The following is a 14575-nucleotide window of genomic DNA, read 5'->3' on the forward strand; positions in this document are numbered from 1 at the left end:
CAGTCGCGCTGCAGCCGTGGCCTCTGCGGTCAGGTGCGGCGCTTACGAGAGGCGAATCCTTCCATGTCCGGCAACACCTTCGGCACGCTCTTCACCGTCACGTCCTTTGGCGAATCGCATGGCCCGGCCATCGGCTGCGTGGTTGACGGGTGTCCGCCGGGGCTCGCGCTCAGCGAGGCCGATATCCAGGCCGAACTCGATCGCCGCAAGCCGGGTACTTCGCGCCACGTTACCCAGCGCCGCGAGCCCGACACCGTGGAGATCCTGTCGGGTGTGTTCGAGGGCGTGACCACCGGCACGCCGATCGCGTTACTCATCCGCAACCAGGATCAGCGCAGCAAGGACTACGGCAACATCGCCGATACCTTCCGCCCCGGGCATGCGGACTATGCCTATCTGCAGAAATACGGCCTGCGCGATCACCGCGGCGGCGGACGTTCGTCGGCGCGTGAGACTGCGGTGCGCGTCGCGGCGGGCGCGATCGCGCGCAAGTGGCTGCAGGAACGCTACGGTATCGTCATCCGTGCCTGCATGACCGCGCTCGGGCCTATCGAGATTCCCTTCGTGTCCTGGGACGAGGTCGACGGCAATCCCTTCTTCGCTCCCAATGCCGCCATCGTGCCGCAACTCGAGGCCTACATGGACGAGCTGCGCAAGTCGGGCGATTCAATCGGTGCGCGCATCGATGTGGTCGCCAGCGGCGTGCCCGTGGGGTGGGGCGAGCCGGTCTACGGTCGCCTGGACGCCGACATCGCCTATGCGATGATGGGCATCAATGCCGTCAAGGGCGTCGAGATCGGCGCTGGCTTTGCCTCAGTCGCCCAGCGTGGCACCGAGCACGGTGACGAGATGACGCCCGAGGGCTTCCTGTCCAACCACGCCGGCGGCGTGCTGGGGGGCATCTCCACCGGCCAGGACATCGTCGCCAGCATCGCGATCAAGCCGACCTCGAGCATCCGCCTCGACCGCCGCTCCATCGACCGCGCCGGCAACCCGGTCATCGTCAATACGCACGGGCGCCACGATCCCTGTGTCGGTATCCGCGCCACGCCGATCGCCGAGTCGATGCTCGCGCTGGTCCTGATCGACCACGCGCTGCGCCACCGCGCGCAGTGCGGCGACGTCAGTACCGACACGCCGCGGATTGCCGCACTCGCGCCCCAGGGGCTCCAGCGCCTGCCTTCGCCGCGCTGACGCGCGGCTGTTGCGGACTTCGTCGGCATGGTCCCTTACTGGCGCCTGTCCGCCTACTATTTCTTCTACTTCGCCTTCGTCGGCGCGTTCTCGCCTTACTTCACGCTCTACCTGCAGTCGGTCAGCCTGTCGGCCACGGACATCGCCATCCTGATGTCGCTGACGCAGCTGATGCGGGTGCTGGCGCCGAACCTGTGGGGCTGGCTCGCCGAAAAGCTGGGCGCACGCGTTGCCATCGTGCGCCTGTCGGCGATCGCGGCACTGGCGGGGTTCGCTGGCTTCTTCCTAACCACCGAGTTCGCCGGCCTGTTCGCGGCCATGGCGCTGATGGCCTTCTTCTGGAGCGCGGCGCTGCCGCTGGTGGAGGGCCTGACCTTCTCCCACCTCGGGACGGCCGCGCACCGCTACGGCAGCATCCGTGTGTGGGGATCGGTCGGCTTCATCGCAGCCGTGCTCGGGCTCGGCTACCTGCTCGACCATCTGCCGATCGACGCCGTGCTGTGGGTGACCGCAGCCATCCTCGCCGGCATCCTCGTGTGCGCTTTGGTGGTGCCGGAGGCTGCGCGCGCTCCCGAGCCGCGCGCGGCGGCCAGCATGGGCGAGACCCTGCGCCGGCCCGAGGTGCGTGCGCTGCTCGGCGCCTGTTTCCTGATGTCCGCTGCGCACGGCGCGCTCTACGTGTTCTACTCGATCTTCCTGGTCGAGCATGGCTATGACACATCCCTGGTGGGCTGGATGTGGACGCTGGGTGTGCTTGCCGAGATTGTCGTCTTCATGTTGATGCCGCGTCTGGTGCGCTACTTCCGGCTGCGAACGATCCTGCTCTTTGCCTTTGTCTGTGCGGTGCTGCGCTTTGCGATGATCGGCTGGGGGGCGGACAGCCTCGCTCTGCTGGTACTCGCCCAGCTGTTGCACGGTGCCACCTTCGGCGCCTACCACGCGGCAGCGATCGCCGTGGTGAACCTCTGGTTCCCGGGACGGCTCCAATCGCGTGGGCAGGCCTTGTACGGCAGCATCTCCTTCGGTGCCGGCGGCATGCTCGGTGGCCTGCTGAGCGGTTACACCTGGGAAACGCTGGGTGCGGCCTGGACCTATACGATGGGCTCGGTGTTCGCGTTGGCCGGCCTGGTCTGGCTGCTGGCTGGCTGGCGGGTAGCTGCCGATGCGGACGAAGGACGAGCGGGTTGAGGAGCTTGGAGCGATGAAAGGACTTGTGAGGGGCGTTTTGCCCGTGGTCATCGTGGCGACGATGACGGTTGCGTGTCAGACGGTGCAAACCACGGGCGGCGGCGCCGTGGGTGTGCAACGCTCGCAAATGATGATGGTGTCCGCCAAGGAGGTCGAGCAGGCTTCGCGGCAGCAGTACCAGCAGATGCTTGCCGAGGCGCGGCAGAAGAATGCGCTCAATCGTGATCCGGCCATGGTCCAGCGCGTGCGCACCATCGTCGCACGACTGACTGCGCAGACGGGCGTGTTCCGCGCCGATGCGCCGGCGTGGCAGTGGGAGGTGAATGTGTTCTCCTCCAACGAGCTCAACGCCTGGTGCATGGCGGGCGGCAAGATGGCCATCTACACCGGTTTGATCGAGCGCTTGAGGCTGACTGATGACGAGATCGCCGCCGTGATGGGGCACGAGATCGCGCATGCGCTGCGCGAGCATTCCCGCGAGCAGGTGTCGAAATCGATGGCCACCGGGCTGGGGGTCTCAGTGGCTGGTGCCCTGCTTGGCGTCGGCCAGGTTGGGCAGGATCTGATGAGCACGGTGGCAAAAGTGACCTTCGAGCTCCCCAACTCGCGCGAGCATGAGATCGAGGCCGACCGAATCGGCGTCGAGCTTGCCGCGCGCGCGGGCTATGACCCGCGTGCCGCGGTGAGCTTGTGGAACAAGATGTCCACCCAGTCGGCAGGGGCGCCGCCGCAGTGGTTGTCGACCCACCCCTCGCACGCCAGTCGCCAGCGCGACCTGGCTGAGTACGCCGCCCGCGTCATGCCGCTGTACCAGGCTGCGCGGCGCTGAGCCCGATGGTGCTGAGTCGGGCGGCTGTTCAGTCTCGCAGCCTTTGTGAAATAATCGATATTTTTCTTGACGCGGAATCCCCGGGATGCAAGCTCAAACCTTGTACGAAAAGCTCTGGTCCAGTCACGTCGTCCATCAGGAGGCTGACGGTACGGCGCTGATCTACATCGATCGCCACCTTGTCCATGAGGTGACCAGCCCGCAGGCTTTCGAAGGCCTCAAGCTGGCCGGGCGCACGCCATGGCGGATCAGCTCGATCGTGGCCACGGCGGACCACAACACGCCGACCGACCATTGGGATCTGGGCATCCAGGATCCGGTGTCGCGCCAGCAGGTCGAGACGCTCGATGCCAACATTCGCGAGGTGGGCTCGCTTGCCTACTTCCCATTCAAGGACGAGCGCCAGGGCATCGTGCACGTGATCGGGCCCGAGAACGGCGCCACGCTGCCTGGCATGACCGTGGTGTGCGGCGACTCGCACACCTCCACGCATGGCGCTTTCGGCTGTCTGGCGCACGGCATCGGCACCTCCGAGGTGGAGCATGTCATGGCCACCCAATGCCTGCTGCAGAAGAAGTCGAAGACCATGCTGGTCAGGGTCGACGGCCAACTTGGCGCCGGTGTCACGGCCAAGGACGTGGTGCTCGCCATCATCGGCAAGATCGGCACGGCCGGTGGCACCGGCTACGCGATGGAGTTCGGCGGCAGTGCGATTCGTGCGCTGTCGATGGAAGGTCGCATGACGATCTGCAACATGGCGATCGAGGCGGGTGCGCGCGCCGGCATGGTCGGCGTGGACGAAACCACCATCGACTACCTCAAGGACCGTCCGTTCTCGCCCAAGGGCGAGGCCTGGGACAAGGCGGTCGATTACTGGCGCAGTCTGCACAGCGACGAGGGCGCGGAGTTCGACAAGGTCGTCGAGCTCAAGGCCGAGGACATCCTGCCGCAGGTGACCTGGGGTACCTCGCCCGAGATGGTCACCACAGTCGATGGCTGCGTGCCGGATCCCGCTGCGGTTGCAGACCCCGTACGCCGCGAGGGTGTCGAGCGCGCGCTCAAGTACATGGGGTTGGAGGCCAACACCCCGATCACCGAGATCAAGGTCGACCAGGTCTTCATCGGCTCTTGCACCAATTCGCGCATCGAGGATCTGCGCGAGGCCGCTGCGGTTGCCAAGGGGCGCAGGAAGGCCGCCAACGTCAAGCGCGTGCTGGTGGTGCCGGGCTCCGGTCTGGTCAAGCGTCAGGCCGAAGCCGAGGGCTTGCACGAGGTCTTCCTCGCCGCTGGTTTCGAGTGGCGCGAGCCGGGCTGTTCGATGTGCCTGGCGATGAACGCCGACCGCCTCGAGCCGGGCGAGCGTTGTGCCTCGACCTCGAACCGTAACTTCGAGGGCCGCCAGGGCGCAGGCGGGCGCACCCATCTCGTGAGCCCGGCCATGGCCGCCGCCGCCGCGGTGACCGGCCACTTCACCGACGTGCGCACGCTCGCCTGAGCGCGCGCTTCCCGAGGAGCGTTTCCGATGAAGAGAACCATCGCAAGCCTCTGCGCCGCCGTGTTCGCCGTGCTTGCGCTCGGCGCCTGCAACACCGTGCAGGGCATCGGCAAGGACATCGAAAAGGGTGGCGAGGCCATCCAGAGGGCAGTCAAATAATGAAGCCGTTTACCACGCTCGACGGTCTGGTTGCGCCGTTCGACCGCGCCAACGTCGACACCGACGCGATCATCCCCAAGCAGTTCCTGAAGTCGATCAAGCGCAGCGGCTTCGGCCCCAACGCTTTCGACGAGTGGCGCTATCTCGATGTCGGCCAGCCCGGCCAGGACAACAGCAAGCGCCCGCTCAACCCCGACTTCGTGCTCAACCAGGCACGTTACACGGGCGCGCAGATCCTGCTCACGCGCGACAATTTCGGTTGCGGCAGTTCGCGCGAGCACGCCCCCTGGGCGCTCGAGGACTATGGCTTCCGCGTCCTGATCGGGCCGAGCTTCGCGGACATCTTCTTCAACAACAGCTTCAAGAACGGCCTGCTGCCGATCAAACTCGACGCCGCCGAGGTCGACGAGCTGTTCCGCCAGTGCGAGGCCGCAGAAGGGTATCGTCTTCGTGTCGATCTGGCCGCCCAGACGATCACCCGCCCGGATGGCAAGTCGATCGCCTTCGACATCGACCCCTTCCGCAAGGAATGCCTGCTCAACGGCTGGGACGACATCGGTCTGACCCTGCGTCATGCCGACAAGATCCGCGCCTTCGAAGACAAGCGCCGTACCGAACATCCCTATTACTTTGCCTGAGCGTGCGGCTTCGAAGCTGCAGCGCTTAGTGAAACCAAGGAAAACACTTCGATGAAGATTTGCGTGCTGCCGGGTGACGGCATCGGTCCCGAAATCATGGCGCAGGCCGTGCGCGTGCTGAAGGCGCTCGATCTCAAGATGGAGATGGAAGAGGCGCTGATCGGCGGTTGCGCGGTCGATGCCACCGGAAACCCCTATCCGGAAGCCACGCAAAAGCTCGCGCGCGCGGCCGATGCGCTGCTGCTCGGCGCAGTCGGTGGTCCGAAGTGGGATACGCTGCCGCGCGACCAGCGCCCGGAGCGCGGCCTGCTGGGCATCCGCAAGGACCTCGGGCTGTTCGCCAACCTGCGCCCGGCGATTCTGTACCCCGAACTCGCCAACGCCTCCTCGCTCAAGCCCGAAATCGTCGCTGGCCTGGACATCCTGATCGTGCGCGAGCTGACGGGCGACATCTACTTCGGCCAGCCGCGCGGCATCGAGGTGCGCGAGGTCGAGGGCACGCAGCAGCGCGTGGGCTGGAACACCATGATCTATGCCGAGTACGAGATCCGCCGCATCCTCAAGGTGGCCTTCGAGGCGGCGCAGAAGCGTGGCAAGCGCCTGTGCTCTGTCGACAAGATGAATGTGCTCGAGACGACACAGCTGTGGCGCGATATCGCCGAGGAGCTCGCCAAGGACTACCCGGACGTCGAGCTCAGCCACATGCTGGTCGACAACGCTGCCATGCAGCTCGTGCGTGCGCCCAAGCAATTCGACGTGATGGTCACCGGCAACATGTTCGGCGACATCCTGTCGGATGAAGCCTCGATGCTCACCGGCTCGATCGGCATGCTGCCCTCCGCCTCGCTCGACGCCAACAACAAGGGCCTGTACGAACCCTCGCACGGTTCCGCGCCGGATATCGCCGGCAAGGACCTTGCCAACCCGCTCGCCACCATCCTGTCGGCGGCGATGATGCTGCGCTATACCTTCAATCAGGAGGAGTCTGCCCGGCGAGTCGAGAGCGCGGTCAAGAAGGTGCTCGCCCAAGGTTATCGTACCGGCGACATCCATGAACCGGGTACGAAGCGGGTCGGCACGCGCGAGATGGGCGACGCGGTGCTCGCTGCGCTGTAAGCTGTTGCTTCGCGGTTGGATTTCAGAAAACGTCTTAGCTGAGAGTGATGAACATGAATCGAGTTGGTCTGGTTGGCTGGCGCGGCATGGTGGGTTCCGTGCTGATGCAGCGCATGGTGGAAGAGGGCGACTTCGCCTTCATCGAGCCGGTTTATTTCTCCACCTCCAACGCTGGCGGCAAGGCGCCGTCCTTCGGCGGCAAGGAGGCGGCTGCGCCGCTGCAGGACGCGACCGACATCGACGCGCTCAAGGCCTGCGACATCGTGATCACCTGCCAGGGCGGCGATTACACCAAGGACGTTTTCCCCAGGCTGCGCGCCACGGGCTGGAATGGCCACTGGATCGATGCGGCCTCCGCGCTGCGCATGAATGACGACGCGGTGATCATTCTCGACCCGGTCAACCGCAACGTCATCGATGCTGCACTTGCCAAGGGCGGGCGCAACTGGATCGGCGGTAACTGCACCGTGTCGTTGATGCTGATGGGCCTGGGCGGCCTGTTCAAGCATGGTCTGGTGGAGTGGATCTCGGCGATGACCTACCAGGCGGCCTCGGGTGCCGGCGCGCAGAACATGCGCGAACTCATCAGCCAGATGGGCACCATTCATGACTCGGTCAAGGATCTGCTCGCCGATCCGGCCTCGGCCATCCTCGAGATCGACCGCAAGGTCGCCGAGACCATGCGCTCGGACGCTTTCCCCAAGAAGAACTTCCGCAATACCCCGCTCGCCGGTAGCCTGATCCCCTGGATCGATGTACCGGTCGAGCATGGCCAGAGCAAGGAAGAGTGGAAGGGCGGCGCCGAGTGCAACAAGATCCTGGGCAACCCGGCCTTCCGCAGCCCGGGCTCGATCCCGATCGACGGCCTGTGCGTGCGCATCGGCGCGATGCGCTGCCATTCGCAGGCACTGACCATCAAGCTCAAGAAGGACGTGCCGCTCGACGAGATCACCGACATCATCGCGGGTGCCAACCCGTGGGTGAAGGTGGTGCCCAACGATCGCGAGACCACCGAGCGCGAGCTCACCCCGACCGCCGTCACCGGTACGCTGGGCATTCCGGTCGGCCGCCTGCACAAGATGGCGATGGGGCCCGAGTACCTTGGCGCCTTCACTGTTGGCGACCAGTTGCTGTGGGGCGCGGCAGAGCCGCTGCGCCGCATGCTGCGCATCCTGCTCGAGCGTTAAGATTTGCTCGTCAGTGACGTTAAGAAAGGGGGCGCTTGCCCCCTTTTTGTTTGTGAGGGGGCGCGGGAATGAGGTATTCGGTCACGTCTGTTTCGTCGAAGTGCGGCCCCGGCATGCGGGAAGTCGCGGAAAATGCTAAATTCCTAGGCAATTCCATGGCGCTATTGACCGTCGACTTCAGCTTCGGGGGAAACGCGGTTTGAAACACACTATGACAAAGTCGCTCCGGGCGTCCCTGATTGCCCTCTCGATCGCAGCCATGCCGTTTGCCGCCCAGGCTGCGGGGCTTGGGCAAATCAACGTGTACAGCGGCCTAGGGCAGCCGCTACGGGCCGAGATCCAGGTCAGCGCGACTGCAGAGGAGTTGCAGACCCTCAATGCACGTATCGCTTGAGCCGATGCGTTCCGCCAGGCCAATCTGACCTATGGCAGTGCGGTGAGCGCGATTCGTGTCAGTGTCGATACGCGTGGCGGGCGGCCGGTGCTGCGACTGACCAGTGATCAGCCGGTCAACGACCCATTCGTGGATCTGCTGGTCGAGCTCGACTGGGGGGCCGGGCGGCTCGTACGCGAGTACACCTTCCTGCTCGATCCGGTCGATATCGCTGCGCCGCGCCCGTTGGCGGCGAGCGTGGACACGCCGGCAGCAGCGCCAGTGCCGCGCCCGCAAGCAGCCCCAGCGCCCGCTCAAAGGGCGGCTGCGGTACGCGCGCCTTCCGGTACCTATACCGTGCGCCGCGGCGACACGATGCACCGTATCGCGACCGCTTACGCCCAGCCGGGATCGACGCTGGACCAGATGCTCGTTGCCTTGCTGCGTGCCAATCCCCAGGCCTTCGATGACGGCAACATCAACCGCCTGCGCAGCGGTGCCGTGCTGACCCTGCCGGGGGCGGATGCGGTGCGCGCGATCGACGCTGCCGAGGCAAGGCGCGAGATCCGTGCCCAGTCCGCCGATTTCGAGGCCTACCGGCGCGGACTTGCGCGCTCGGCCGCCCAGCAGGCGCCCGTGACGGCTCGTACCGAACAAGAGAGCGTGGGCCGGATCACGCCGCGCGTGGAGGAGGCCGCCCGGGTCGAGCAGGCTGGCGACCAGGTGCGTGTGTCACGGACGCAGACCGGTGGTGGAGACAGTGACGCCCAGGCCCGCCTGTCTGCGCTCGAGGAAGAGCTCGGGTCTCGCGAGCGTGCGCTGGAAGAGGCAAATCAGCGGCTGGCGCAACTGGAGAAGAGTATTCGCGATCTGCAGCAGCTGCTCGAACTGCAGAGCGGTACGATGGGGCAGCTGCAGCAGCAGGCCGAGGCTGCGCCCGCGGCCGAGTCGGCGACTGCGCCGGGTGCCGTCACCGAGACCTTGCCGGCAACCGTCCAGGACGAAGCCGAGGCGAAGGGCGAGACTGCGCCTGTGAGCGACGAGGAAGGGGCTGCGCCCGCCGAGCCGGTGGCGCAGGAGGCGGCACCCGCACCCGCGCCTGCACCCGCACCCGCGCCCGCAGCCGTCTCGGACCAGCCCGACCAGGCGCCGGTCTCCGCGCCGGCTGCAGCCGAACGCCCCGCACCTGCCGTCGTGCCGGCAGCGCCTGCGCCGCAGCCCAGTCTTGTCGACAGCCTGATGGCTGATCCCGCGGTGCTCGCAGGGGGTGGTGGCGTACTCGCACTGTTGCTGGCGCTGCTCGGCTTGAAGCTTCGTCAGCGGCGCAAGGAGGCGGAAATCCAGGCTGCTTCCTCGGCGCTCGACGCCGATGCCCTGGGTGGCAACAGCCAGGTCGTCTTCGGTAGCGGCGGGCAGAGCGTGGATACGGGCGCCACGAGCATCATGCACACGGATTTCAGCCAATCCGGACTATCCGCGATCGACGCCGACGAGGGGGTCGATCCAGTGGCGGAGGCTGACGTCTACATGGCCTACGGTCGCGATGCTCAGGCGGAGGAGATTCTGCTTGACGCGCTCAAGGCCGATCCGGCTCGCACGGCGATTCATCTCAAGCTGTTGGAAATCTACGCGCAGCGACGCAGCGCGCGCCAGTTCGAGACCGTGGCGACCGAGCTGTACGCGCAGAGCGCTGGCAACGGCCGCGATTGGGAGAAGGCCGCGGCGATGGGGCGCAAGCTCGATCCCGATAATCCGCTTTACACTGCCACAGCGGCACCGGCAGCAGCGTCGGCACCTGCACCTGCGACGGCGCTGGATGATGCGCCCACTCAGCACGGCGGTGCGCGCGCGCCGGTCGACCAGGGCGTCGCGCTGGCAGCAGCAGGAGCGGCTCTGGCGACGGCTGCGGTCAAGGCAGAAGAGGTGCCGTCTGCCGCTGCTGGCGATCAGCAGGAGCAGGCCGCGCAGGAGTTGTCCGCGCTCGATTTCACCATCTCGTCTCCAGTTGAGCCCAGTCAGTCCCAGCTGCGCGACACCTGGACGGTTCCGGGCGACTTGAGTCGTCTCACCAATGCCGAAGGTGAGCTGCCCGACACCCTGCCGCCGCAAGCCTCCGTCGAGGAGGATCAGGCCGCGCTCCAGATCGACGATGAGGTGATCGATTTCGAACTCGATCTTGACGAGGTGCAGGACGTCGCTTCGCTCGATCTGGCGGTGTCCGGTGAGCCTGCGGCAGAGGCTGCGGCGGTCGAGGCTCGCCAGGAGGAGGACGGTGGGCTGGTGTTCGACTTGGATATCGGCGATTTTGAAGTGCCCGCAGCGGCAGCCGAGCCGCCCGCTGGTGCTGCTGACGCGCTTGAGGTGGAGGAGGAGCCCGAGCTTGGCGATCTCCCCGAGCCGACTGCCAGCGATGCCACCGCGACCCAGTTCGAGAGCACCGATGGCTTGGTCAGCGGGCTCGAGTTCGAGTTGCCTGACATGGAGTCCGAGCCGCCCGCATCCGGCTTGCTCGACCTGAACGCCACCGTCGTCGCTTCTAGCCTCCCGGCATCCGGTGACGGCGATGAGGCGTTCCCGGCGGATGCCGAGGGTGTCTCGAGTGTCGAGGGGCGCGAGGTGCAGGGCGACGAGCGCATCGTCGATCTCGAGAAGACGAGTTTCGACAGCAGCCTGCTCGAGTTCGACTTCGATATCGATACGCCTTCTGCAACCGATATCCCGGCAACCATGGGGCCAGCTGGGCTGGACCTGACCTCGATCGACCTCGATCTGGAGAATTTCGACGATCAGGGTGTGCCGGAGATGACAGCGGTGCCTTTCGAGGCAGAATCCACCGACATCGGCCAACCGCGCCCGCAGGCGGTCGAAGACGAACCGCTGCCCGAGGTCGTCGAGGCGGCGGCTGATGAAGCCGATAACGAGGAGGCCGAGACCAAGCTTGAGCTCGCGCGTGCCTACGAAGAGATGGGCGACAACGAAGGCGCGCTCGAACTGCTCCAGGAGGTGCTCGGCGAGGGGTCGTCCAGGCAACAGCGGACGGCGCAGGAGATGATCGCCCGCCTCGGCTGAGGCTGGCTCATGTGACGGGCCGCTGCGGGCCAGCCTGCAGCGGCCCGGTTCGTTTACGAAGATGCATTCAGGCCTGATCCTTCTTCTCTGGCTGGCCGCGGTTGCTTCGGTGCAGTTGTTGCCGATATCCGCGCTCGGCCTTGCCGTCCTTGCCTGTGCGTGCGCTGCACTGCTGTGGGCGCGCGTACGTGCATGGAGGCTGGTGCGGCGTGTCCGCATCCTGCTCCTCGCCATCGTGGTCCTGTTTGCCTGGTTCACCCCTGGTGAGGCCTTGTGGGTCGACTGGCCGAGACTGGGGCCCAGCCGTGAAGGTGCGATGCTCGCCTTGCTTCATGCGGGGCGCCTGCTCGCAGTCGTGTGTGCGGTCGCGTTGCTGCTCGAGCGGTTGCCGATCGAGCGCCTGGTCAGTGGCCTGCATGCGCTTGCCTCGCCCCTGCGTGTGCTCGGCGTGCCGCCCGAGCGGCTCGCCTTGCGGCTGCTGCTCGTCCTGCGCCTGGTCGAGGCGAGTCCGCGCGGCACTCAGCACGGTGACTGGAGGCACTGGCTGGAAGACGAGTGCGAGCGTGGGCGAGCGGATACGACTGCGCGTGACGAGGGCGGAGGCGACAGCGAATCGGTGCGTATCCTGCGAGAACACCTGGGGTTGGTCGATGGGTTGGTTGCGATCGCTGTGTTCGCGGCGCTGATCTGGTGGAGTGTGGCATGAAGCGAATTGCGCTCGGCGTGGAGTACGCCGGCGATGCCTTCTGTGGTTGGCAGAGTCAGGCGCACGGGCGTACCGTGCAGGACGTGCTGGAGTCTGCGCTTGGCCAGATTGCGGCGCAGCGGGTGCGGCTGCACTGTGCCGGCCGTACCGATACCGGGGTGCACGCCAGCGTGCAGGTTGCGCATTTCGACACCGATGCGCATCGTCCGGCGAGCGCTTGGGTCCGCGGCGTCAATGCCTTGCTGCCAGCGGCGGTGGTGGTGCGCTGGGCAGTGGAGGTCGACGACACCTTTCATGCGCGCTTTCTCGCCACCGACCGGCGCTATCGTTACATCCTGCACAACACGCCGACGCGCCCGGCGCTACTTGCGGGCAGGGTAGGCTGGTTCCACCTGCCGCTTGATGAGGCTCGTATGGCCGCCGCCGCGGAGTGCCTGGTGGGCGTGCATGATTTCAGCGCTTTCCGCGCCGCCGGCTGCCAGGCGAAGACGCCCGTGCGGCTGATGCATGAGGCGGCGGTTTCCCGGCAAGGCGATTACCTGCTGTTCGATTTTCGTGCCAATGGCTTCCTGCACCATATGATCCGCAATCTTGTCGGTGCGCTTGTGTACGTTGGCAAGGGGCGCTATCCCGTGCCCTGGATGCGTGAGTTGCTCGAGTCCTGCGATCGTCGGGGGGCTGCGCCCACCTTTGCGCCTGACGGGCTTTACCTGTGCGGCGTGAGCTACCCGTCGCGCTGGCCGCTGCCGGACGATGGGCGTATCATCGCGCTGCCCCAGCTACCCCTCGCCTGAATGCCCCGTACCCGAATCAAGATCTGCGGCCTGACAAGGCCGGAAGACGTGCGCGCCGCCGTCGACGCGGGGGCTGACGCCATCGGCTTCGTGTTCTATCCGCCCAGTCCGCGTGCAGTCGGCATCGAACAGGCGGCCGAACTGGTTGCCCTGTTGCCGCCCTTCGTGAGTTCCGTCGGTCTGTTCGTCAATGCAGCGGCGGCGGACGTCGAAGCCGTGCTGGCGCGCGTGCCTTTGCAGTTGCTGCAGTTCCATGGCGATGAGGCGCAGGCCGAGTGTGCGCGTTTCGGGCGGGCCTGGATCAAGGCCGCGCGGATGCGCCCCGGGGTCGATCTGGTAGAATTCTCAGCTTCGTATCCCGGCGCCAGTGGCATTCTGGTCGACGCGTTCGTCGATGGCTATGGTGGCGGCGGGAAGACTTTCGACTGGTCGCTGATCCCTCCCGGGTTCGGCGGCCGGCTTGTGCTGTCCGGCGGTCTGGATGCGGACAACGTCGGCGACGCGGTGCGCAGACTGCGCCCGTGGGCGGTCGATGTGTCGAGCGGGGTCGAGAGTGAAAAGGGAATCAAGGATGCGGCGAAGATCGCTGCCTTCATAGCCGGAGTTCGACATGCAGATGGCTGACACGCCTTACGAGTTTCCCGACGCGAGCGGGCATTTCGGCCCGTACGGGGGCGTCTTCGTTTCAGAAACGCTGATGCCCGCACTGGCCGAGCTGCGCGAAGCCTACGCAGCCTGCCAGGCCGATCCGGAGTTCATCGCCGAGTTCGAATACGAACTCAAGCACTACGTCGGTCGTCCGAGTCCGATCTACCACGCCAAGCGCTGGTCGGGTCTGCTCGGCGGCGCACAGATCTACCTCAAGCGCGAGGACCTCAACCATACCGGCGCGCACAAGGTGAACAACTGCATCGGCCAGGCCCTGGTGGCCCGCCGCATGGGCAAGCCGCGCGTGATCGCCGAGACCGGCGCCGGCCAGCACGGTGTCGCCACCGCCACCGTGGCCGCGCGCTACGGCATGGAGTGTGTGGTGTACATGGGCGCCGAGGACGTCAAGCGCCAGGCGGCCAACGTCTATCGCATGAAGCTGCTCGGTGCCACCGTGGTGCCGGTCGAGTCCGGCTCGAAGACCCTCAAGGATGCGCTCAACGAGGCCATGCGCGACTGGGTCACCAACGTCGCCGACACGTTCTACATCATCGGCACGGTTGCGGGGCCGCATCCGTATCCGATGATGGTGCGCGACTTCCAGTCGGTGATCGGCAAGGAGTGTATCGAGCAGATGCCGGAGATGGCGGGGCGCCAGCCCGACTACGTCATCGCCTGCGTCGGTGGCGGCTCGAACGCGATGGGCATCTTTCATCCTTACCTCGACGTCCCCGGCGTCAAGCTCGTGGGTGTCGAGGCGGCGGGCGACGGTCTCGACAGTGGTCGCCACTCGGCCTCGCTCACGGCTGGTCGGCCGGGTGTGCTGCACGGCAATCGTACCTACCTGCTGCAGGACGAGGACGGACAGATCATCGAGACGCACTCGGTGTCGGCAGGGCTCGACTATCCTGGCGTCGGTCCCGAGCATGCCTGGCTCAAGGACAGCGCCCGTGCCGCCTATGTCGGCATCACCGACAACGAGGCACTCAAGGCCTTTCACGATCTTTGCCGGCTCGAGGGCATCATTCCTGCGCTCGAGTCCTCGCATGCGCTGGCTTATGCCGCGAAGCTGGCGCCGACCCTGCCCAAGGACCGGGTCCTGCTCGTCAATCTGTCCGGCCGTGGCGACAAGGACATGCACACCGTCGCCGAGCGTTCCGGTATCGAGTTCTGAACCAA

At 66.1% G+C, this 14575-nt stretch carries 13 protein-coding genes and 1 pseudogene; all 14 read left to right on the forward strand.

Annotated elements, in window-relative coordinates; translation table 11 throughout:
- Window positions 1-63 precede the first annotated feature (63 nt).
- The 14 genes and pseudogenes from aroC (at window position 64) to trpB (ending at window position 14570) form a co-directional block, all read left to right on the forward strand.
- Window positions 64-1194, forward strand: coding sequence for a chorismate synthase (aroC, locus tag P7F68_RS03695; RefSeq protein WP_277830811.1), 1131 nt, complete (start codon window positions 64-66; stop codon window positions 1192-1194).
- Window positions 1195-1221: 27 nt separating this feature from the next.
- Window positions 1222-2382 (forward strand): MFS transporter, encoded by a 1161-nt coding sequence (locus tag P7F68_RS03700; protein WP_277830813.1) that lies wholly within the window; start codon window positions 1222-1224, stop codon window positions 2380-2382.
- A 13-nt stretch (window positions 2383-2395) separates the two neighbouring features.
- A complete protein-coding gene (locus tag P7F68_RS03705) occupies window positions 2396-3211 on the forward strand; it encodes a M48 family metallopeptidase (RefSeq protein ID WP_002923776.1) in 816 nt (271 codons plus the stop codon).
- Between the two features lie 85 nt (window positions 3212-3296).
- Window positions 3297-4706 carry a 3-isopropylmalate dehydratase large subunit gene (leuC, locus tag P7F68_RS03710; RefSeq protein WP_277830815.1) on the forward strand — a complete coding sequence of 470 codons (1410 nt, stop codon included), beginning with the start codon at window positions 3297-3299 and terminating at the stop codon, window positions 4704-4706.
- Between the two features lie 27 nt (window positions 4707-4733).
- The gene (locus tag P7F68_RS03715) at window positions 4734-4865 is read left to right on the forward strand and encodes an entericidin A/B family lipoprotein (RefSeq protein ID WP_002923779.1); all 132 of its coding nucleotides are present in this window, start codon (window positions 4734-4736) and stop codon (window positions 4863-4865) included.
- On the forward strand, window positions 4865-5503 hold the full coding sequence (gene leuD / locus P7F68_RS03720) for a 3-isopropylmalate dehydratase small subunit (RefSeq protein ID WP_277830819.1): 639 nt from the start codon (window positions 4865-4867) through the stop codon (window positions 5501-5503). The genes P7F68_RS03715 and leuD overlap by 1 nt, the downstream gene beginning before the upstream one ends.
- A gap of 51 nt (window positions 5504-5554) precedes the next feature.
- A complete protein-coding gene (gene leuB / locus P7F68_RS03725; RefSeq protein WP_002935761.1) occupies window positions 5555-6619 on the forward strand; it encodes a 3-isopropylmalate dehydrogenase in 1065 nt (354 codons plus the stop codon).
- A gap of 53 nt (window positions 6620-6672) precedes the next feature.
- Entirely contained in the window at window positions 6673-7806 is a 1134-nt protein-coding gene (gene asd, locus P7F68_RS03730) for an aspartate-semialdehyde dehydrogenase (RefSeq protein WP_002923783.1), read from the forward strand.
- A 259-nt stretch (window positions 7807-8065) separates the two neighbouring features.
- Window positions 8066-8752: pseudogene (locus P7F68_RS20010) on the forward strand (type IV pilus assembly protein FimV); the annotation flags it as partial.
- Window positions 8753-10981: 2229 nt separating this feature from the next.
- The gene (locus tag P7F68_RS20015) at window positions 10982-11248 is read left to right on the forward strand and encodes a FimV C-terminal domain-containing protein (protein ID WP_479683681.1); all 267 of its coding nucleotides are present in this window, start codon (window positions 10982-10984) and stop codon (window positions 11246-11248) included.
- A 61-nt stretch (window positions 11249-11309) separates the two neighbouring features.
- Complete coding sequence (locus P7F68_RS03745; RefSeq protein ID WP_277830825.1) at window positions 11310-11954, forward strand: CbiQ family ECF transporter T component; 645 nt, start codon at window positions 11310-11312, stop codon at window positions 11952-11954.
- The gene (gene truA / locus P7F68_RS03750) at window positions 11951-12748 is read left to right on the forward strand and encodes a tRNA pseudouridine(38-40) synthase TruA (protein WP_277830827.1); all 798 of its coding nucleotides are present in this window, start codon (window positions 11951-11953) and stop codon (window positions 12746-12748) included. The genes P7F68_RS03745 and truA overlap by 4 nt, the downstream gene beginning before the upstream one ends.
- A complete protein-coding gene (locus P7F68_RS03755; RefSeq protein ID WP_002935756.1) occupies window positions 12749-13372 on the forward strand; it encodes a phosphoribosylanthranilate isomerase in 624 nt (207 codons plus the stop codon).
- The gene (gene trpB / locus P7F68_RS03760; protein ID WP_277830831.1) at window positions 13359-14570 is read left to right on the forward strand and encodes a tryptophan synthase subunit beta; all 1212 of its coding nucleotides are present in this window, start codon (window positions 13359-13361) and stop codon (window positions 14568-14570) included. The genes P7F68_RS03755 and trpB overlap by 14 nt, the downstream gene beginning before the upstream one ends.
- Window positions 14571-14575: the final 5 nt, after the last annotated feature.

This window comes from Thauera mechernichensis, assembly GCF_029588855.1.
GTDB lineage: Bacteria > Pseudomonadota > Gammaproteobacteria > Burkholderiales > Rhodocyclaceae > Thauera > Thauera mechernichensis.

What these genes read in the sequence shown, in the direction of transcription:
- P7F68_RS03715 (WP_002923779.1), top strand. Translation starts at nt 4,734, where the DNA reads ATGAAGAGAACCATCGCAAGCCTCTGCGCCGCCGTGTTCGCCGTGCTT.
- leuC (WP_277830815.1), top strand. Translation starts at nt 3,297, where the DNA reads ATGCAAGCTCAAACCTTGTACGAAAAGCTCTGGTCCAGTCACGTCGTC.
- P7F68_RS03700 (WP_277830813.1), top strand. Translation starts at nt 1,222, where the DNA reads ATGGTCCCTTACTGGCGCCTGTCCGCCTACTATTTCTTCTACTTCGCC.
- truA (WP_277830827.1), top strand. Translation starts at nt 11,951, where the DNA reads ATGAAGCGAATTGCGCTCGGCGTGGAGTACGCCGGCGATGCCTTCTGT.
- leuD (WP_277830819.1), top strand. Translation starts at nt 4,865, where the DNA reads ATGAAGCCGTTTACCACGCTCGACGGTCTGGTTGCGCCGTTCGACCGC.
- asd (WP_002923783.1), top strand. Translation starts at nt 6,673, where the DNA reads ATGAATCGAGTTGGTCTGGTTGGCTGGCGCGGCATGGTGGGTTCCGTG.
- aroC (WP_277830811.1), top strand. Translation starts at nt 64, where the DNA reads ATGTCCGGCAACACCTTCGGCACGCTCTTCACCGTCACGTCCTTTGGC.
- P7F68_RS03745 (WP_277830825.1), top strand. Translation starts at nt 11,310, where the DNA reads ATGCATTCAGGCCTGATCCTTCTTCTCTGGCTGGCCGCGGTTGCTTCG.
- P7F68_RS03755 (WP_002935756.1), top strand. Translation starts at nt 12,749, where the DNA reads ATGCCCCGTACCCGAATCAAGATCTGCGGCCTGACAAGGCCGGAAGAC.
- P7F68_RS20015 (WP_479683681.1), top strand. Translation starts at nt 10,982, where the DNA reads ATGACAGCGGTGCCTTTCGAGGCAGAATCCACCGACATCGGCCAACCG.
- leuB (WP_002935761.1), top strand. Translation starts at nt 5,555, where the DNA reads ATGAAGATTTGCGTGCTGCCGGGTGACGGCATCGGTCCCGAAATCATG.
- trpB (WP_277830831.1), top strand. Translation starts at nt 13,359, where the DNA reads ATGCAGATGGCTGACACGCCTTACGAGTTTCCCGACGCGAGCGGGCAT.
- P7F68_RS03705 (WP_002923776.1), top strand. Translation starts at nt 2,396, where the DNA reads ATGAAAGGACTTGTGAGGGGCGTTTTGCCCGTGGTCATCGTGGCGACG.